Below are 21,150 nucleotides of genomic sequence, written 5' to 3'. Positions count from 1 at the left end.
ATATTCTTACACTTTTTAACTCTTTATATTTTAAACCTTTCCTCTTTCCTGCTGTCTAATTTAAGGCTGATTTTATTACTACTAATACAACAACATGAATAAGAGAGTTAAATGGGGCATCATTATCGTGATTGGTGCCGGACTGATTGGAGGAGGAATCTACTCCCAATTACCTAAAGAGAATGAAGAATTAGCCGCTGCAGACAAGGTGATGACCGGTCAACGTGGCGGTAAGAAAATTCTAAACGTAAACGCAAAAATAATCAAACCGCAACTACTGAAGGATGAAATACAAATCAGCGGCAGCCTGCTACCGGATGAGGAAGTGGACCTTTCTTTCGAGACATCCGGCAAAATCATAGAGATAAATTTTGAAGAAGGCAGCTTCGTCAAGAAAGGACAATTACTTGCCAAAGTCAATGACCGGCCGCTGCAAGCACAATTGCAACGCCTCGTCTCACAATTAAAGTTGGCAGAAGACCGCGTGTTTCGCCAAAACGCCCTGCTGGAAAGGGATGCGGTCAGTAAGGAAGCCTACGAGCAAGTAAAGACCGAACTCGCCACCCTGAATGCCGACATTGACCTGATAGAATCGAACATCGCACAAACCGAGCTGCGTGCCCCTTTCGACGGTGTCATCGGTCTGCGCCAAGTCAGTGTGGGTACCTACGCTTCCCCTACCACCATTGTAGCCAAACTCACCAAGATTTCACCGTTGAAGGTGGAATTTGCCGTACCCGAGCGGTATGCCAATGACGTAAAGACCGGCGCCGGACTGGACTTCACTCTCGAAGGAAAGCTAAACACCTTCCACGCCACGGTTTATGCACGCGAATCGAAGATAGACCCTACGACCCATACCTTGACAATCCGTGCACTTTATCCCAATGCCAACGGAGCCGTGCTTCCGGGCCGCTATGCCAACATCAAGCTGAACAAGGACGAAATTCAAGACGCCCTTGCTGTACCGTCCGAAGCCATTGTGCCGGAAATGGGAAAAGACAAGATATTCCTCTATAAGTCGGGGAAAGCCCAGCCGACGGAAATCATCACGGGAATCCGCACCGAAGCGGAAGTACAAGTAGTGAAAGGCTTGCAGGCAGGCGACACCGTAATCACTTCGGGAACCCTGCAACTACGCACCGGACTGCCGGTAACACTGGACAATATCAATTGACAATTGACGATTGACAATTGACAATTAATGAATGCCGTTAACTGTCAATTGTCAACTGTCAATTATCAACTGTAAATTATCAACTGTCAATTATCAATTGTAAAGAATGAATATATCCGAATTAAGTATACGCCGACCGGTACTCTCGACAGTACTTACCCTAATAATCCTGCTGTTTGGCTTCATCGGCTACAATTATCTGGGCGTACGCGAATACCCGTCTGTAGACAATCCCATCATATCGGTGTCCTGCTCCTATCCGGGCGCCAACGCCGATGTCATCGAAAACCAGATAACGGAGCCTCTGGAGCAGAACATTAACGGTATCCCGGGCATACGCTCCCTCTCCAGTGTCAGCCAGCAAGGTTCATCACGCATCACGGTGGAGTTTGAGCTTTCCGTTGACCTGGAAACCGCCGCCAACGACGTACGTGATAAAGTGTCGCGTGCACAGCGCTATCTGCCTCGTGACTGTGACCCACCTACCGTATCGAAAGCCGATGCCGATGCCATGCCCATCCTGATGGTAGCACTGCAAAGCGACAAACGCTCGCTGCTGGAACTGAGCGAGATAGCCGACCTCACCGTAAAAGAACAGCTGCAGACCATCTCCGACGTCAGCAGCGTAAGCATCTGGGGAGAGAAACGCTACTCCATGCGCCTCTGGCTGGACCCCGTCAAGATGTCCGGCTACGGCATTACCCCCATGGACGTAAAGAATGCCGTGGACAAGGAGAATGTGGAGCTTCCCTCCGGCAGCATCGAAGGAAACACCACCGAACTCACCATCCGCACACTGGGGCTGATGCACACGGCAGAAGAGTTCAACAACCTTATACTGAAGGAAGACGGTAACCGCATTGTCCGCTTCAGTGACATAGGCGTGCCGAACTGGGCCCTGCCGACATAAAGAGCTATATGAAGATGAATGGCGTGCCTATGGTGGGAGTAGTCGTCATCCCGCAGCCGGGCGCCAACCACATCGAGATAGCCAATGCCGTGTACGACCGTATGGAAAAGATGAAGAAAGACTTGCCCGAAGACATACTTTACAACTACGGTTTCGACAATACCAAGTTTATCCGCGCCTCCATCAACGAAGTGAAGCAGACGGTGTACGAGGCATTTGTACTGGTTATCATCATCATCTTCCTTTTCCTGCGCGACTGGCGCGTGACACTGGTGCCTTGCATCGTGATTCCGGTTTCGCTCATCGGCGCCTTCTTCGTGATGTATCTGGCAGGCTTCTCCATCAATGTGCTTTCCATGCTGGCGGTGGTGCTTGCCGTGGGGCTGGTGGTGGACGATGCCATCGTAATGACAGAGAACATCTACGTCCGCATAGAGAAAGGAATGCCACCCAAGGAGGCTGGTATCGAGGGAGCCAAGGAGATATTCTTCGCCGTCATCTCCACCACCATCACGCTGGTGGCGGTGTTCTTCCCCATCGTGTTCATGGACGGCATGACGGGACGCCTATTCCGCGAGTTCAGCATCGTGGTTTCCGGTTCGGTGGTCATCTCTTCGTTTGCCGCACTCACCTTTACGCCGATGCTCGCCACCAAACTTTTGGTGAAGCGCGAGCAGCAAAGCTGGTTCTACCGCAAGACCGAACCATTCTTTGAAGGAATGAACCGGATATACAGCCGCTCACTGGCCGCTTTCCTGAAACGGCGCTGGATTGCCTTACCCTTCACCGCTGTCACCATCCTGCTCATCGGCTACCTGTGGAACACCATCCCTGCCGAAATGGCTCCCCTGGAGGACCGTTCACAAATCAGCATCAATACTATGGGGGCCGAAGGAGTGACCTACGAATACATGCGCGACTATACCGAGGACATAAATCATCTGGTGGACTCCATGATTCCGGATGCAGAAGCGGTAACGGCACGCGTATCCAGCGGCAGCGGTAACGTGCGTATCACGTTGAAAGACATGAAAGACCGTGACTATACCCAGATGGCAGTTGCCGAAAAGTTGTCGAAGGCAGTGCAGAAAAAGACAATGGCACGCTCTTTCGTACAGCAGTCCTCCTCTTTCGGAGGACGACGCGGCGGAATGCCCGTACAGTATGTGTTGCAGGCCACCAATATCGAGAAGTTGCAGGAGGTGCTTCCCAAATTCATGACGAAGGTCTACGAGAATCCGGTATTCCAGATGGCAGACGTGAACCTCAAGTTCAGCAAGCCCGAAGCGCGCATCAACATCAACCGAGATAAAGCGAGCATCATGGGTGTAAGTACCAAGAACATAGCCCAAACCCTGCAATACGGCTTGAGCGGCCAGCGCATGGGCTACTTCTACATGAACGGAAAGCAATACGAGATATTGGGCGAAATCAACCGCCAGCAACGCAACAAGCCTGCCGACCTGAAAGGCATCTATATCCGTAGCGACAATGGGAACATGGTGCAGCTGGACAACCTGATTGAGCTTACCGGCGGCATCGCCCCTCCGAAACTGTACCGTTACAACCGTTTCGTCTCCGCCACCATCTCTGCGGGACTGGCGGACGGCAAGACCATCGGACAAGGCCTGGACGAGATGGACAAGATTGCCAAAGAGACACTGGACGAGACCTTCCGCACCGCACTGACCGGAGACTCCAAAGAGTATCGGGAGAGTTCCTCCAGCCTGATGTTCGCCTTCATCCTGGCCATCGTGCTGATCTACCTGATTCTTGCCGCCCAGTTCGAAAGCTTCAAGGACCCGCTGATTATCATGCTGACGGTGCCTCTCGCCATTGCCGGCGCACTGGTGTTCATGTATTTCGGGGGGATTACGATGAACATCTTCAGCCAGATTGGTATTATCATGCTGATTGGTCTGGTGGCAAAGAACGGTATCCTGATTGTGGAATTTGCCAATCAGAAGCAGGAGGCGGGTGAAGACAAGATGCGCGCCATCAAGGACGCCTCCCTGCAACGTCTGCGCCCCATCCTGATGACGAGTGCCTCCACCATCCTGGGATTGATACCGCTTGCCTTCGCCACCGGCGAAGGTTGCAACCAGCGCATCGCCATGGGTACTGCCGTCGTAGGCGGTATGCTCATCTCCACACTGCTGACGATGTACATCGTGCCTGCCATATATAGTTATGTATCAACGAACCGAAGCCTCTCCCCAACCTTCCCCCGCCAGGGAGGGGGGGACGGAGATAGCCCGAAAAAGATAAAGTGTGAATATTATGTGTTCTTTTAAAGAAACGATGATGATAAAGAATTGGTCTATAAAGAGCATACTGTTGATGACAGTTTTGCTCACATTCTTCTCCCCTCTCTACGGGAGAGGGGTCGGGGGAGAGGCCCCCCTCTACACCTTGAAGTCCTGCCTGGAGCAGGGATTGCTGAACAACTACTCCCTGCGCATTGTCCGCAATGAAGAGCAGGTCAGCAAGAACAACGCCACACTGGGCAATGCAGCTACCTGCCCACACTGGACCTCTCTGCCGGCTACAAGGGAACCATAGACAATACCGAAACCAAAGCCCGGGCCACCGGAGAGACAACCAAGGACAACGGAGTGTTTGACCAGACTCTCGATGCAGGCATCAACCTGAACTGGACCATCTTCGACGGTTTCAACATTACCGCCAACTACCAAAGGCTCAAGGAGCTGGAACGCCAAGGCGAGACCAATACGCGCATTGCCATTGAGGACCTGATAGCCAATATAGCCGCCGAATACTATAACTATGTGCAGCAGAAAATCCGCCTGAAGAATTTCCGTTATGCCGTATCGCTATCCAAAGAGCGCCTGCGCATTGTGGAAGAGCGTTACCACATCGGTAACTTCTCGCGCCTAGACTACCAGCAGGCCAAAGTGGACTTCAATGCCGACAGCGCCCAATACATGAAGCAGCAGGAACTGCTGCACACCTCACGTATCCGGCTGAACGAACTCATGGCAAACAAAAATGTGGACCAGCCGTTTATCATACAAGACAGCCTCATCAACGTGACCGCCGCCCTGAACTTTGAGGAGCTGTGGAACGCCACCCTTGCCATCAACGCCTCACTGCTACGTGCCGAACAGAACAACAACCTGGCCCGCCTGGACTACAAGAAAGTCTGCTCGCGCGACTATCCATACGTGAAGATGAACGGCGGATACGGCTACACCCTCAACAAATACGACATCTCTGCCAACAGCCGCCGCAGCAATCTCGGTCTGAACTTCGGTGTCACGGTTGGCTTCAATCTGTTCGACGGCAACCGGCGCCGCGAACGCAAGAATGCCCGCATTGCCGTGCAGAACGCCCGCCTGGAACGCGAACAACTGGAGCAAGCCCTGCGCGCCGACCTCAGCAACCTATGGCAGGCCTACCAGAACAACCTGCAAATGCTGAACCTGGAACGCCAGAACCTTGTCGCCGCCAAGGAGAACCACGAGATTGCCATGGAACGATATATGCTGGGCAACCTCTCGGGAATCGAGATGCGCGAAGCCCAAAAGAGTTTGCTGGATGCAGAAGAACGTATTCTCTCCGCGGAATATGATACCAAATTATGTGAAATCTCCCTATTGCAAATCAGTGGAAAAATAGCACGCTATATGGAATAAGCCCAAAATTTCCTCCTTTAAAGATAAATATTCCCCCTCTTCTTCCGGTCCTTTCGCTATTTTTGTCCGTAGAAACGAATATTAAAAAGCGAATATGCCATGAAGAGGATTATCTTACTTTACACGCTGATTGCCTGCCTGGCAGGAGTAAAGGCTCAGGAAACAGCCACCTACAAGGGAAAGCAGCCCTATAAGAGTTGGGTAAAGATGGCCCCCCGGCTGGACGATGCCTTCTTCCGGACTCCCGAAGCCATCCGTATTGCGGACAATGTCCTGCTATATCAACAGACCACCGGAGGATGGCCCAAGAACATCTATATGCCTGCCGAACTGGCTCCCCAGGAATTGGACGACGTGCTGCATGCCAAAGACGACATCAATCAAAGTACCATCGACAATGGTGCCACAAGCACGGAGATACGCTACCTTTCGCGCATCTACCTAGCCACCCGCATAGACAAGTACAAGAATGCCGCCATCGAAGGTATCTGCTACCTCTTCAAAGCGCAATACCCCAATGGAGGCTGGCCCCAGTTCTGGCCACGCCCCAAAGGCTACTATACCCACATCACCTACAATGACAATGCCATGGTAAACGTCATGCAGTTGCTTCGTGATGTTTATGAAAAGAAGCCCCCCTACACCTACATACCGGACAGCATCTGCCGGCAGGCCCGCGTGGCTTTTGACAAGGGGGTGGACTGTATACTCCGGACCCAAGTACGGCAGAACGGCAAGCTCACCGTGTGGTGTGCCCAGCACGACGAGCATACACTTGCCCCGGCCAAGGCCCGCGCCTATGAACTGCCCTCATTGAGCGGTGCCGAGTCCGACGGCATTGTGCTGCTGCTGATGTCCATCCCCCACCCCTCACCTGAAATCATCGCATCTGTAGAAGCCGCTGTCGCTTGGTTCAACGCCAACAAGATAACCGGTATCATACAGGAATACTTTACAAACAGCGACGGAAAGAAAGATTACCGCATGGCTCCCTGCCCCCAGGATGATTTCGACTGTCCCCCACTCTGGGCGCGTTTCTATACCCTGGAAGACAACCGTCCCTTCTTCTGCGACCGCGACGGAGTGAAACGCTTCGACATCTCCGAGATAAGATATGAACGCCGCAACGGATACAGCTGGTACAATAGCCACGGGCTCAAAGTCTTGAAGAAGTACGAGCAATGGAAGAAGAAAAACAATCTTTCATCCCAACTACCCTAACACCCACTTGGTCCGCTTCCCGAAACAACGGTATGCCATTGCCACCAGAAACCAGGAGACACAGAAAGCGACGACTGCGGCACAAGGTATCTGAAGATAGACAGGAACATGAATAGCACGCATCAGGACTACGCTCGGTCCGGTAAAGAAATAGTGAATCATATAGACTCCGAAACCACAGAGCGTCAAGTTTGCCAATGCTTTCTTGATACGCTCCGAACGGAAATCGGCCCGCTTGCAAAGCATAAATACGGGGATGGTCATCATCGCCACATTAAGCGAACAGTAAGTGAAGAAGAGTTCGAGCATCTCCTCCGTATATTCCGGCAACGCTGTGATGTGGCGGAAACCGAAGAAGGTCACCGCATAGCCGATGGCAAACATAGGAATGCCGATGAAGCAGAGCTGACGGCACGTCCATTCGTGGTTCCTCAGATAATGGCCCAACAATAGATAGCCGTTAAAACCGGCAAAGTAATACAGCATACCGAACGAGTTCCACGAGCAAGTCCCCCAAAGGTACGGAGCGGCAAACTCGGTATAATAAGGCAGCAGCAGTGTCACTCCCCATGCTGCAAGAAACCATAGTTTGGCACGTTCCGAGGCCTTCTCCACCCATGCCGAGAATATCGGCAGATAGAGATAAAGCCCTATCAGCAGATAGATATACCACATGTGCACATCCAATAGAGAGAAATTAACAGGCATTTCTGCAATATATCCCAGGCTCACTGCCAGAGACTGGCGCATCGCTTCCTCACCCGAATAAGGGAAGAAATCCAGAATCACTTTCGGCTCCACTCCCAGCAGGCCCGTTATCCAGGGAAACAGATTGTAAATCACAGACCAGATGAGGAAAGGAAAGAATACGCGGGGGATACGTTTCTTGTAAAATGCCGAGGCGTCACCCCGTACCGGCAACAGCAATGCGCCGGTAATCATTACAAAAAGCGGTACGCAAGGACGGAGCGCCGCACCGTAGACAGCTCCCCAGAACTTGATGTCAACAATGTCGGGCGATGTGCCCGGATAGAAGTTAAAAGGGTCTGTGCAATGGCAGCAAACTACTGTAAACATTGCAACAAGGCGTACCACATCCAGCCATACGATGCGTTGTGCCGGAGTTTGTCGTGTAAGAGTTGGTTCCATGTTTTATTAAATTGGTTGTTTGGAGGGCTAAAGATAAAGAAGTTAACTGAGAAATGAAAAGGAGAATGTAACAAAAATGCGACAACAAACGAGTTTCAGCTTTGTCCTCCTATAAAAAAACAAGCTGTTTTATCAAAGTAAAACAAAAAAGCCGTAACAAGATTTTCTCCGTTACGGCTTTCCTTATATTATGCCCTTCTAAAAGGCTTCTGTTTTACTTGCTGCAATTCCAAGGCTTCAGTTGCTTGAAGAAGTCGTTGCCCTTATCGTCCACCAGGATAAATGCAGGGAAGTTCTCCACCTCAATCTTCCAGATAGCTTCCATACCGAGCTCGGGATATTCCACGCACTCAATGCTCTTGATGTTGTTCTGCGCCAAGATAGCGGCAGGGCCACCAATAGAACCCAGGTAGAAACCGCCGTACTTCTGGCAGGCATCCGTCACCTGTTGACTGCGGTTACCTTTGGCAAGCATAATCATGCTGCGCCATGGCTTTGGAAGAGGTCTACATACGGGTCCATACGTCCGGCAGTAGTCGGGCCCATGGAGCCGCAAGCCATGCCTTGAGGAGTCTTGGCAGGACCGGCGTAGTAGATGGGATGGTCTTTGATGTACTGCGGCAGGTCTTCGCCACGGTCCAGACGTTCTTTCAGCTTGGCATGTGCGATGTCACGGCCTACGATGATGGTTCCATTCAGAGACAAACGGGTGGAAACCGGATACTTGGTCAGTTCCTTCAGAATATCGGCCATCGGCTGGTTCAAGTCAATCTTCACCACGTCGCCTTCACCTGCCTTGCGGAGTTCTTCGGGAATCAGTTCGCCCGGGTTGCTGTCGAGCTTCTCAATCCAGATACCTTCTTTATTGATTTTACACTTGATGTTACGGTCGGCAGAGCAGGAAACACCCAGACCCACGGGGCAGGACGCACCGTGACGCGGCAGGCGGATGATGCGGATGTCGTGAGCCAGATACTTGCCGCCGAACTGGGCACCGAGACCAATCTTATGAGCTTCTTCCAGTACCAGCTTCTCCAGTTCCACATCGCGGAAGGCGCGGCCGAACTCATTGCCGGTAGTGGGCAGATTGTCGTAGAAGTGGGTGGAAGCCAGTTTCACAGTCAGCAAGTTCTTTTCGGCAGAGGTACCGCCGATAACGAATGCGATGTGATAGGGAGGACAAGCTGCCGTACCCAAAGTCTTGATTTTTGAGATAAGGAAGGGAACCAATGTTTCGGGGTTGAGGATAGCCTTTGTCTCCTGGTAGAGATAAGTCTTGTTGGCAGATCCACCCCCCTTGGTAACGCAGAGGAACTCGTACTCCATACCTTCCGTAGCTTCGATGTCAATCTGTGCCGGGAGATTGCATTTCGTATTCACCTCATCGTACATGGTGAGGGGAGCATTCTGCGAATAGCGCAGGTTCTCTTCGGTATAAGTCTTGTAAACACCCAGTGAGAGAGCTTCTTCATCACAGTAGCCGGTCCATACTTGTTGTCCCTTTTCGCCGTGGATGATTGCCGTACCCGTATCCTGGCAGAAAGGAAGTACCCCCTTGGATGCTACCTCTGCATTGCGCAGGAAGGTGAGCGCCACATATTTATCGTTATCGCTTGCTTCGGGGTCACTCAGAATCTTAGCAACCTGCTCGTTGTGCGAACGACGCAACATGAACGATACATCGCGGAAAGCCGCATTGGCCATTGCCGTCAAACCTTCTTTTTCAATCTTCAGGATAGGTTTTCCTTCAAACTCGCTTACTGACACGTAATCTTTCGTAAGCAGATAATACTCAGTAGTATCTTTTCCCTTCTCAAACATGGGCTGATACTTGAACGGAGGTGTTGTTGCCATAATTACTCGTATATTTAATGTTTAAAAGTGATTCGGGTAGCAAAGGCAGCACAAAACCGCCTTTACCGAGCAAAGGTAAAAACTATTATTGAAATAATTCTTTAATTAGAGTAAAAACGCAACAAATCATAATTAATTTTCTGATACCCGCTGCATCCGCCCTATCAGTTCATCGCCCAGCGCCGTCTTCACCTCAATGTGTTTCAGCACAGCCATTACAAACGGATTGCTTTCAAAGTCGCCGCGTACCTGCTCAAAGTCGAGTTCCTTTTCCAAGCGTGAGCCATCGGCTCCAAAGCCCGTCATGGAAGCCAGTGAAAATTCTTTCTTGGCATCCTCATACACCATGCGGTCGAGGCCTACTACCGCTTCTTTCCATTTTTCGACAATATGTATGACGTCTTCCGCCGTCATACCTTCCGGCTTGATACCATAGAACTCTTCCAGCTTCTCATACGCCCAGGTCCATTCGTAGGTGTAGTAGTTGCTGTGCATCTTCTCAAACTCGGCATTGATAGACTTCAAGCGGTTGACTTTACCGGACTCAATACCGTCTATCAGCGCATCTATCTCACTCTTCGGGGCTATCAATCCGGAAATATCCACCCATTCGCCGCTGCCAATGGCAGTATCGGGCTTCAAACGGGCCCGTATTTCTTCATTGCTCCGGAAGTCAATGCCTTCCAAGCGCTTGATGACAGAGTTTCCGAGGAACTTATGAATGGCTATTTCATAGAAGCGGATGCCTTTCACCAAAGCCGAGTTACGTATCTTCGCGCTATGGAAAGAGTAGATGTCCGAAAGCTCGCCACTGGCATGACGCAGATTCTGCAACGTTTCCCGTCCCTTGAACATCTTCTGCACCGTGTAGGGGCTGAGAAGATTATAGTTGATGTAATCCAGTTTGTTCGGGTCGGTACGCCCGTCACGTTTCGGCCACTTCTGGGCATCACGAATGGTACCCACACTACGCAAGTTGACACCGGGCACGAGATAAGTCGTATTATTCTGCTCTATCAAGTAAGAGAACGGCAGGTTCGAAGTATCGGAATGGTTAACGTGGCGCCCCATTACCAAGGAGAACGCCCCCACCCTTGCAGGCCACAAGATGTACGAATCGGAAGTCGTCTTGGCACCACGCTCCAAGGTACCTTGATGGATAGGCCCTAACTTATACATGTGGTTGCTCTGATTGGACCCCGAACCGGCATTCATAAAGGAAAACATACCGGCAATCAGCAACGTGGATTTATGGTGCGTCACCGTATAAGGTCCGGCAAAAATAGCGCACGCCTCCCCATTCTCTCCCTGGCAATTGCTGAAGAACAAAGAATCCGAGGCAGAGTAGTTGTGTCCCAACTTGCATGCCTGCCCCACGAAGCAGCGGCTCAGCATAGCTCCGTCGTCCACATGCGACCCGGTAGAGATGATGAAATCATCACAAATCACCCCATGCCCAATGTGTACCGGCGCCACCTCGTTGCTGTTGATGCTTCCGTTATACAGACGACATGTACCACAGATGCGGCAATAATCACCGATGCGCACATTCTTTATGGAACCGGTGTTCAATATCATTACATGGTTCCCGATGCTTCCTACAGCAGAAGCATGTTTGTTGGAATAAAAATCCGTGATTTCCTTCATCCGTGCAATCAGCTCCGGACGATGGCGGTAAAGCGCCAGAATATAGGCTTGGTGTGCGGAGAGTTTATCATTAATCAGCACCTCACGGCCTCCCGTCTCATTCAGGACAGACACTTCTACCCCGTTGCCGAACTTCGACACACCGTCTACCAGAATAATATCCACATTCTCAATGAAGGTATCATGCCCTATTTCATAATTGGCAATGTAGTTCTGGATATTCTCAATGCAACAGTTATCTCCCACTGTTACATTATGCAACGTCACATGCCGCAAACCGGAATGCTTCCTGATTCCTCCCGGCAACATAAATTCTGAATGGAACACTCCCAAACGCACCTCGCCCGAGAAACGGGTATGATGCACAAATTCCGTTGAGAACTCTTCTGCAACGGTTACTTTCCCCCAATCATCTGCCAGACATGACTGGCTCTTCAACCGGAGAATTTCATCTTCGGTCAGTCTTCTGTAATTCATCCTTATAATGAGTTATGAGGAGGGTGTGTCAAAACTGGTATTCACCACAGATTACACAGATTTGCACAAATAAGCATCATTGATTATCAGCAGATTAAGCTCATTCTGTGTTAATCCGTGTAATCTGTGGTGAATTTTGACACACCCTCCTAAAATTAAACTTCTTCTTCGTAGGTCTGATAAAGAAAGTCATTATAGGGGTACTTCTGCACGTGCAATTCCTTCACACGCTGATAAACCACACTCTTCAGTTCCTCCATATTGATTTTTTCGCGGGCGGAGATAAAGAGGCAGTTATCCTCCATCTTAGCCATCCACGTCTTCATCAGTTCTTCGAGCGTCAAGTTTTCCTTGGTTCTGGGGGTAAGGTCGTCAGCCGCTTTCTCTATATAGGTATAAGCGTCTATCTTATTGAATACAAGAATCATGGGCTTATCGGCGGCACCGATATCTGCCAACGTCTTGTTCACAACTTCTATCTGTTCTTCAAAATCCGGATGAGAGATGTCTACGATATGCAACAGCAAGTCTGCCTCGCGCACCTCGTCCAGGGTAGACTTGAAGGAGTCTACCAAATCCGTCGGCAATTTACGGATAAAGCCCACCGTATCAGAGAGCAGGAACGGCAGGTTCTCAATAATCACCTTACGCACCGTAGTATCCAACGTGGCAAACAGCTTGTTCTCGGCAAAAACTTCACTTTTCGAAAGCAAAGTCATCAATGTGGATTTTCCCACGTTGGTATATCCCACCAATGCCACACGAATCAAGCGTCCGCGGTTCTTCCGCTGGGTAGACTTCTGCTTGTCAATCTCAGCCAAGCGCTCCTTCAACAATGACATACGGTTCAAGATGATACGGCGGTCCATCTCCAGCTGCGTTTCACCCGGACCGCGAAGTCCCACGGAACCTTTACCTCCACCGGCACCGGAGCCACCACCCTGGCGTTCCAAGTGGGTCCATAAGCGTTGCAGACGGGGCAGCATATACTTGTATTGCGCCAACTCCACCTGCGTTTTTGCATTGGCAGTCTGTGCACGCATGGCAAAAATATCGAGAATGAGCGAAGTACGGTCCAATATCTTAATCTTCAACTCCGCTTCAATGTTACGTATCTGTTTCGCAGAAAGTTCATCGTCAAAAATCACCATACCGACTTCACGTTCGGCTTCTTCTTCATTCCGGATATACTCCTTAATTTCTTCCAGCTTGCCCTTGCCGACGTAAGTCACGGAGTTTGCCTGGTCCAACTTCTGAGTAAACCGCTTTACGACTTCCGCCCCGCTGTCTCAGCCAAGAATGCAAGCTCGTCCAGGTATTCGTTGGTCTTTCGCTCATCCTGAGTCTTCGTGACAAGCCCTACCAATACCGCTGTTTCTGCCTGTACTTCGGAGATTACAAATTCTTTCATAGTTTCTATACCTTATTATATATACATTATGTATTGTTGGTTCGTGGCGACAAATATACGAAAATTTAATGGAATAGGTATATCGCTATTGCCTTTTATAGTAGAACAGAAATGATTTGCGAAAAGAAAAGCGAATAGAGAGAGTATCTTACTTCGTATTTTTTCGCAAACCAATTCTGTTCGACTATATTACAAATAGTAATGCGGGGCAAATACCATTATACCAAGGCATTCGTCACGCATCCTCTACTTTTTCTAATTAGGAAAGGCCCAAAGTCATACTTATTTGCCTATCAAAGCACGTTTTACAAACTGAGGTGGGGCAAAGTATCTGCCTTTACCGACTTGTTCCACACTTTTAGTGGTGACTCCGACCGGCTGCGGCAAGTGTTCACGGTCAAATTTCACAAACTCTTCATAATTATACTACACGGAGTGCCATAGGCAGTCTCCATAACACGTTTGTAGATGGCTTCGCGTGAAGGGGCATTGAAACCGTGTATATTGCTTCGCATCATGCTTTCATTGGTTGGGCGCCAAGCACCGTTCCAATAAGTACAAGCACCTTCATAGGTACTCAGAGTCTCTCCAAAAGCATCAGCACCGGCATAGCGCTCGTCTTCCAAAAAGTGCTTCCATATCACCTGGCTCTTGTCACCGATAAAATCGACATTCATAGCCCAACCAAACGTTTGCAACAGTTGATTATCCTCTATCTCCTTTGCAGGAATCTGTCCCATTGACTGATAGGAATATTCATCCAATAACTTGGCAAATCCGTGTCCTATACACTCATGACACAGCACTTGGCGGAAAGCCTCGCTCTCCATACCACTAATAATTGGACAATAACCGATAGCATATTCTATCAAACTACCATCTTCCGTACCATAACCAAAGTAAGTAGTGCCGGCATACGCTTCCGTATTTAATATGACTATAGACATCGTCTCGTAAAACATCCCCAGATTGGTTCTGATTTCATCCACGGCTTGCGTATAGCGCTGTACCATCCCTTCATCTCCTTTAATAAACGTACTGTTCCCACCTTCCAGCCAACAACTGAATTTTGTAGAATAACCTTCACCCAGAGCATCGTTCAACGATACGGCAGTCACCATCCATACATCGAAATACTCACGCAAAGATTTTACCGGTTCTTCCGAGAAGAAGTGTTCCATACCTTTCTCCATTACTTTCCGGTAAAAGCCACTTTGAATATCAGTATCCAGAAATCCGTCTCCCATAAACACTACCGGGATTCCGTTCCCTTTAGAGTGTGTCTGCAACTTTACCACCTTACCATCATCCGTTTCAAGATCTGTGGAAGTACCTACTCCCGCTCCTTCCTGCACAATAGAGATTTCATCAGATTCTATCAGTTGCTTACCGGCAGCATCTTCTATTACTATTTGCAATATAGCTGTTCGCTCAGCGCGGGAAGAGTTTGGTAATACCCTGACATCAAACGACTTCTCCACCAACGCTTTTGTTTTTTCATTGAATGCTAACCAATCTTTTGCATCTTTTGAATAGCGTATTTTCACAACACCCTCTTGCAAATTCGTGGTGAACTCCAACCGTATAGCCATGCCTTCGGCAGGCACATTATAGGTCGTTTGCTTCATTTCAAGAATATCCTTCTTTCGTTGGCTTATTTTCAATTCCTTGATTACAGTACCACCGGCAGAGAAAGTAACGGTTGCTTCACGCACTTCTCCCGTACGGTTTCCTTCTTTGGCAAAAACGGCAAGAGAAGAGTTTCCCGCATTGCCTTGTGCCGGAGAAAGAGTAATCCAATCAGTGTCGGTACTTGCTTGCCAAGAATGGGAACTGGAGAAATTGAGTGTAAGCCTAGAATCTTTCTCAGCCCCCAAGACAAGATTCTCTACACCAGAACTGAATTGGAGGGACGGCGCCTCTTCATCATCTTTAGAACAAGCCACCAGCACGAAGACGCACAGTAGAAGAAACGATAATTTTGTTTTCATATTTCTCACGTATTATAATTAAACCGTTAATCAGATACAAAGATTAAACTAAAAAGAGTTGCACCAAACATAATATCATTTTATGTTGATACAACTCTTTCAATATAATAATGTCAATCTATTGACATGCCATCTACAAACTATTCAGCAGAAGCTTCCTGGTATTCTTCCCAACCTTCCAAAGAGAAGAACAAAGTGGTCGGATTGGTTGCAATACCAGCCTTTCCCACAGCCCACAAACTTTCTATAGACGCGAACAGAGAATTAGGACCGAATACGATAGAAGCAAGTTTTCCTTCTTTATCATAAGCCACTTCGCCCAACGGGAAATCATCCTTAGTACCCTTGAACACACCATACGCAGAGCCACCAAGCAACTGTCCGTCGCTACTATTCAAGAATGCTCCAAACTTGAATGCAGGTATATGCGCTTCTTTTCCAGTAATATCAATCTGCATCTTGACATTCGGATTAACAATACTTTCCGAATCAAAGTAAGGATAACCGTCATAAATGCCATTGTCATCAACATTCTCTGCCACACAATAAGGACTATTCAAGCGTACACGCAGACTGCCATCCGGGAATGAAGCATATTCAGCATTCACATACCATGACAGCGGATAATCAACACCATAAAGTGTAGAAATCATACCATCTGTGTAGATAGCCGTTTCCAATGGATTCCATTTAATACGGATGACGCTACCTGAAACATAAACCGTCTTATCCAAATACGGATTGTAATCACCTTCTACAAACTTTAAAGCATAGTTGTAAGATGTTCCGATTTCTGCATTCGGAAACTTCAAAGTCAATGCAGCTTCTTTCTCTCCATCTGCAAAAGATACTGTGGCAGGTACTTCAAATACGTTTTCTGTATTGTTCAATACCTCCACTCCTACGGTTGCAGTACCATCTGTCTTCTCACGGGTCACGGTCAATGTCAGTTCCATTGCAGCTTCCGGTTCCAACTCATAGTCATACTTATTCGCAGCAGAGAATGAAGCACCTTGACAACTCTCCGGCACCAAGGGAGATGATTCTCTTTCGATATCGTCAGAACAAGCCGAAAAGGCCAGCAACCCTCCGGTCAGTGCAAAAAGAAAATATTTATTTATAGTTTTCATATATTCATCTTATTAAAGTAGTTAATCTGTTACACCATCAGTAAGCCCCATTCCTTCACCGGGTTTAGGCATTGTACCATCCAAATTGTTTGCCGTCGGAGGGATACCGGTGTTGGCATTTGTCTCATCTTGCGGAATGCGCATCAGCAACCAGCCGTTATCAGCAGCGACATTGAAGGCAAAAGCATCGGGAAAGTTAGTCGTTACGCCATTCTTCACACGTACTATATTTCTGCCCAAACGCATAATGTCTGCCATGGCAAAGCCCTCGCCCCATAATTCAATACGGCGTTGCAACCATACGGCATTTTGCACGCCTGTAGCATCGGTAGCTCTACAAGTGTATTTTTCGTCACGGTAGGTCTTAACGAAGTTTTCCAGCTGTTGCTTGCCATTGCCCGGATTCCCGGCCATGGCAGTGGCTTCTGCCTGAATCAGAATCATTTCTTCCACACGCATCAACGGCCAGTCATTAGCGGCGGCATTGTTGCCAAGCCCTCCGTACATACCGAACTTGACATTGGTATATGGCAAGAAAGCTGCTTTACCTTGATTGGCAACCGTCAGAGTTGCAATGCCATCACCGGAGGCAAGACCACGCCAACTCTGTCCCGCCAAGTTGTCAGAGTGCAGGTTCTCGTCAACCCACCACCCCTTACGTACGTCGGTTTCAGAAATCAGATTAAACAACAATACGTTGATGCACTTGTACATACCTACACCGGCTGAATAAGAACCTTCACAGAAAGACCCGATTACTCCCGGCCAAGAAATCAAACTGTTCTCAGAGTTATAATCCGCTTCAGTAATCTCCAAAGCCCACATCCAACCACTTTCATCAGAAGAAACGAACATCGGTTTTGTCAACTCCGCTCTTTGATAAGGAGTGTAACCCACCATGGCTTTAGCGGCATCGTCGGCAGCGGCCTGCCAATTTTCCATATAAAGGTTGGCACGAGCACGCAAACCGTAAGCTATTTGCTGGTCTATTTCACTCTTATCTTTACGCGTATAGCCCTCCAGGTCAGCAATTGCGCCCGTCAAATCTCTGATAATCAATTCATAGACATCCTGCACTGTAGCACGCGGGTTATTAGGGTCTGCCGCCATTTCTTCTGTAACCAAAGGGATACAAGGTTTATCTTCGTTACCTTTATATTTGAACTGGAAGTACGGAGCCACGCTCAGATAGTCGAAAGCACGGATGGCTTTGGCCTGACCGCGATAAGAAAGCAGTGTGGGGTCTGTCGTATCATCGGGAATTGAATTCAAAATGTCATTTGCCATTTTGATTTGATTATAGAACAAAGCCCAACGCATATAGGGATTGGCATACGTATCACTACGGTCAGAAAATTCACTGCAAGTGGTGAACCAGTTATAACCGTTATCGGGTGCCACCATATCGGGACCATTCAAATCATTAGAAAGACATACGGCAGGATAACCGAAGTCATCACCACGTTCCGAAGTAGAGCCGAATACAGTGAACTGTTTCAGGTTGGAAGAGTACATACCCACAATATCTGCAGCCAGACGTTCGGGCAGCATGCCTACCACCTCCTGCTTTTGGTCTTCAGTAAAACTACCGCTTTGAGGAAAGGTGTCCAAGTCGGTACATGAAGCCAGCGCCATACTTCCTATGGCCAATGCTGATAATATCTTATTATATGTTTTCATATTTCTCTTTTTATAATAAAAGTCTATTGGTTAGAATTTCAAAGTAATACCACCGGTGATGGTACGTAAAGCCGAGTAAGTGAAGTTACCGCTACCGGTAGAGCTACCCAACCCGATGAACTGACGCGGGTCAAAACCTTTGCGGCAAGATATAACACCCAAGTTGTCTCCCGTTACATAAAGACGAAGGCTTGATACACCCAACTTTTGAACCCAACGTTTGGGCAATGTATATCCCAACGTCACATTGTTGATACTCAAATAATCAGAACTTACCAAAAAGCGAGATGAGATACGTTGGCTTGAAACATCAGATACAGACATACGAGGAATATCACTGTTCATATTCTCAGGAGTCCATGCTTTCAATACATCTTTGTGGAAATTCTGTCCTATCAAGTCACCGGTCTGCATCAGTGCCTCGTAGGTACCATCATACACCTTACCGCCCAATTGATAAGAAAGTTGTACACCCAAATCGAAACCATATGCATTCAACTGCGTACCGAAACCGCCATATACTTTCGCAAGTGTACTGCCCAAATCAGACTGCTGTGCTTTTTCATAGTCGGTGGTAAGCGTGTAATCGCCATTATCCGGATCTACATAATATTGTGCCATACCGTTCTCTTTATTAACACCTGCATATACCGGTAAGTAAGAGTTGTAGAGAGAACCGCCTACCCGATAGATGGCATTTGAGTACTTGATACCTTCTTCGCGCACTGTTGCATCAAGGTCGGTAATCTTATTTTTGTAATGAGTCAGGTTGAAGTTGGCCGACCATTCTATATCATTGTTCTTAAACAAAACGCCATTGAAATCCAATTCGATACCTTGGTTTACGATAGAACCACATTCTTGGGGATAGAAGAGTAACCATAAGAGATGGGCACAGGTTGATTGTAGAGCAAGTCGGAAGTTTTACGGTTAAAGTATTCTACCGTACCGTTGAAACGGCTACCGAACAATTCAAAGTCGAAACCGGCATTGAATGCATGTGAAGTTTCCCAAGTAATGTCCTTGTTACCTTTGAATGCAAAAGACACAGCGTAGTCACCATTACTGTTCTTTACAGTAAACTGGTCCGCATAAGCATAATAATATGCAGAGTTGGTCCCTAAATTGTCATTACCCTGAACACCGTAACTTGCCTTTACTTTCAACATATCAATCCAGTCGATACCGTCCATGAAATCTTCTTTGGTCATCAACCAGGCCAAACCTACACTACCGAAGTTACCCCAACGATTGTCCGGGTGGAAACGTGAAGAAGCATCACGACGATAAGAAGCAGACAAAAAGTACTTTCCGTCATAATCATACTGGGCACGTGCCAGATAACCGATTGTGGCATATTCATGTGTATAAGAACTTACACTCGGAGGAGTATTGATAGCATTGTTAAGCTCACCGATAAAAGGATTATAGAGCTTGGAGTTAGAACCGCCCAAGTATTGAATCTTGTGGGAATAAGACTCAAAGCCGGCCAACAAATCCATGTTATGCACCTGATTAAATGTCTTCTTGTAGGTTGCCATATACTGCTGGTTGATGTCGAAAATACGTTGATGAACAACAGACACGGAACCACCGGAAGAAACAGCACCTCCATAGAAAGGATTATTCAGCGTATTTTTGCGCTGGTTCAACACATTGGCACCCAACGTAGCAGTGATGTTCAACCCTTCTATCGGAGTAATGGTAGCATACCACTTAGTACTCAACATATCACTGTAAGTGTTTTGGTCATCCAGATTCAATGTACCTGCCGGATTACCCATTAAAGTAGGTCGGTTAAAATTGGAAGAACCGGAACCGAAATCGTAAACAGTCATTCCCCTATTGTCTTTCATGATAGTTCCATCAACATTACGAACATACATCGGATAGATGGGAGCAATCAAATTGGATATGTAGAACAAGTTTCCGGTAGAACCCCAGTCATCCTGTCCCGACGGAGACTTTATATTATAATAGGTGTAAGCGATATTGGTACCCACTTTCAACCACTTATTAGCTTGGTAGTCAGTCTTGGCACGACCGGCAAAACGCTGGAAACCAGAATTGGCAATAATTCCATTGTCATCCAAATAGCCGGCTGATACATAATAGTTCAATTTGTCGGAAGCACCGGAAATTGTCACATTGTATTCCTGACGCATATTTCCTTCACCGAAAATTTCATCATACCAGTCATCCGGTGTATAATAATAAGTACCATCAGAATAGCCCAAAGTAGCATTAGGATTCAGTTTGAAATTGGTTCCAATTAACTTCTCGCCTTCAGGAACGGTATAAACCAGATAGCCTAAACCACCGTTATTGGCGTCCAAGAATGTTTTGTCGGCAAAAGCATAAGCCTCAGCAGCAGAAGAACCATTGTAGATTTTAGAATTGTACATGGCACGATAAGCGGTTTCATAGTACATCGCAGGATCGGTCATCACATCATAATTGGGCACACCACGTCTGTTGGAGCCCCATTTGGCATCTACTGTAATTTGAGCCGCACCGGTAGCACCTTTCTTTGTGGTAATCAGCACCACACCATTGGCACCACGTGCACCATAAATAGCATTGGCAGCAGCATCTTTCAACACAGTCATAGACTCAATATCTTGCGGGTTGATAGCTGAGATTTCGCCGTCATAAGGTACCCCGTCTACTACATACAGAGGAGCATTACTGGCCGACATAGAGCCGATACCACGGATACGAATACTGGCCGAACTACCCGGTTGACCGTTACTTTGGGTGATTTGCACACCGGCAACCTGACCTGCCATCGCATTTGTCACATTGGAAACAGTTCTCTCTGCTATTTTTTCCGATTTGATAGTTGAT

Annotated in this window: 9 protein-coding genes and 4 pseudogenes; 4 read left to right on the top strand and 9 right to left on the bottom strand. The window is 47.9% G+C overall.

Annotated elements, in window-relative coordinates:
- Positions 1 to 94 precede the first annotated feature (94 nt).
- From JCM16496_RS10860 to pelA, 4 genes and pseudogenes are all read left to right on the top strand, one after another.
- Entirely contained in the window at positions 95 to 1,177 is a 1,083-nt protein-coding gene (locus JCM16496_RS10860) for an efflux RND transporter periplasmic adaptor subunit (protein ID WP_025834249.1), read from the top strand.
- A gap of 106 nt (positions 1,178 to 1,283) precedes the next feature.
- Positions 1,284 to 4,381, top strand: a pseudogene (locus JCM16496_RS10855) (efflux RND transporter permease subunit).
- Between the two features lie 46 nt (positions 4,382 to 4,427).
- Positions 4,428 to 5,743 (top strand): annotated as a pseudogene (locus tag JCM16496_RS10850) (TolC family protein).
- A gap of 99 nt (positions 5,744 to 5,842) precedes the next feature.
- The gene (pelA, locus tag JCM16496_RS10845) at positions 5,843 to 6,964 is read left to right on the top strand and encodes a pectate lyase (protein ID WP_025834247.1); all 1,122 of its coding nucleotides are present in this window, start codon (positions 5,843 to 5,845) and stop codon (positions 6,962 to 6,964) included.
- Here the strand turns inward: pelA and JCM16496_RS10840 are convergent.
- From JCM16496_RS10840 to JCM16496_RS10805, 9 genes and pseudogenes are all read right to left on the bottom strand, one after another.
- The gene (locus tag JCM16496_RS10840) at positions 6,956 to 8,113 is read right to left on the bottom strand and encodes an acyltransferase (RefSeq protein WP_025834245.1); all 1,158 of its coding nucleotides are present in this window, start codon (positions 8,111 to 8,113) and stop codon (positions 6,956 to 6,958) included. The genes pelA and JCM16496_RS10840 overlap by 9 nt on opposite strands.
- Before the next feature lie 214 nt (positions 8,114 to 8,327).
- Positions 8,328 to 9,967, bottom strand: a pseudogene (locus JCM16496_RS10835) (fumarate hydratase).
- Positions 9,968 to 10,099: 132 nt separating this feature from the next.
- Positions 10,100 to 12,091, bottom strand: a complete 1,992-nt coding sequence (locus tag JCM16496_RS10830; protein WP_025834243.1) for a DUF4954 family protein — start codon at positions 12,089 to 12,091, stop codon at positions 10,100 to 10,102.
- 155 nt (positions 12,092 to 12,246) lie between these two features.
- Positions 12,247 to 13,502 (bottom strand): annotated as a pseudogene (gene hflX / locus JCM16496_RS10825) (GTPase HflX).
- 404 nt (positions 13,503 to 13,906) lie between these two features.
- A complete protein-coding gene (locus JCM16496_RS10820; RefSeq protein ID WP_128809551.1) occupies positions 13,907 to 15,493 on the bottom strand; it encodes a M64 family metallopeptidase in 1,587 nt (528 codons plus the stop codon).
- A 140-nt stretch (positions 15,494 to 15,633) separates the two neighbouring features.
- Positions 15,634 to 16,623 (bottom strand): ricin-type beta-trefoil lectin domain protein, encoded by a 990-nt coding sequence (locus JCM16496_RS10815; protein WP_025834241.1) that lies wholly within the window; start codon positions 16,621 to 16,623, stop codon positions 15,634 to 15,636.
- Between the two features lie 21 nt (positions 16,624 to 16,644).
- Positions 16,645 to 18,303 carry a RagB/SusD family nutrient uptake outer membrane protein gene (locus JCM16496_RS10810; protein ID WP_025834239.1) on the bottom strand — a complete coding sequence of 553 codons (1,659 nt, stop codon included), beginning with the start codon at positions 18,301 to 18,303 and terminating at the stop codon, positions 16,645 to 16,647.
- A 30-nt stretch (positions 18,304 to 18,333) separates the two neighbouring features.
- Positions 18,334 to 19,131 (bottom strand): SusC/RagA family TonB-linked outer membrane protein, encoded by a 798-nt coding sequence (locus tag JCM16496_RS23730; RefSeq protein ID WP_244440327.1) that lies wholly within the window; start codon positions 19,129 to 19,131, stop codon positions 18,334 to 18,336.
- A 14-nt stretch (positions 19,132 to 19,145) separates the two neighbouring features.
- A partial coding sequence (locus JCM16496_RS10805; RefSeq protein WP_244440326.1) for a SusC/RagA family TonB-linked outer membrane protein occupies positions 19,146 to 21,150 on the bottom strand: 2,005 nt, incomplete at its 5' end.

The organism is Bacteroides rodentium JCM 16496 (assembly GCF_000614125.1).
GTDB lineage: Bacteria > Bacteroidota > Bacteroidia > Bacteroidales > Bacteroidaceae > Bacteroides > Bacteroides rodentium.
This window is presented reverse-complemented; position numbering and strand designations above follow the sequence as displayed.

Bases quoted from the DNA above. Each gene is read 5' to 3' on its own strand.
- pelA (WP_025834247.1), top strand. From the start codon at position 5,843: ATGAAGAGGATTATCTTACTTTACACGCTGATTGCCTGCCTGGCAGGA.
- JCM16496_RS10810 (WP_025834239.1), bottom strand. From the start codon at position 18,303: ATGAAAACATATAATAAGATATTATCAGCATTGGCCATAGGAAGTATG.
- JCM16496_RS10860 (WP_025834249.1), top strand. From the start codon at position 95: ATGAATAAGAGAGTTAAATGGGGCATCATTATCGTGATTGGTGCCGGA.
- JCM16496_RS10820 (WP_128809551.1), bottom strand. From the start codon at position 15,493: ATGAAAACAAAATTATCGTTTCTTCTACTGTGCGTCTTCGTGCTGGTG.
- JCM16496_RS10815 (WP_025834241.1), bottom strand. From the start codon at position 16,623: ATGAAAACTATAAATAAATATTTTCTTTTTGCACTGACCGGAGGGTTG.
- JCM16496_RS10830 (WP_025834243.1), bottom strand. From the start codon at position 12,091: ATGAATTACAGAAGACTGACCGAAGATGAAATTCTCCGGTTGAAGAGC.
- JCM16496_RS10840 (WP_025834245.1), bottom strand. From the start codon at position 8,113: ATGGAACCAACTCTTACACGACAAACTCCGGCACAACGCATCGTATGG.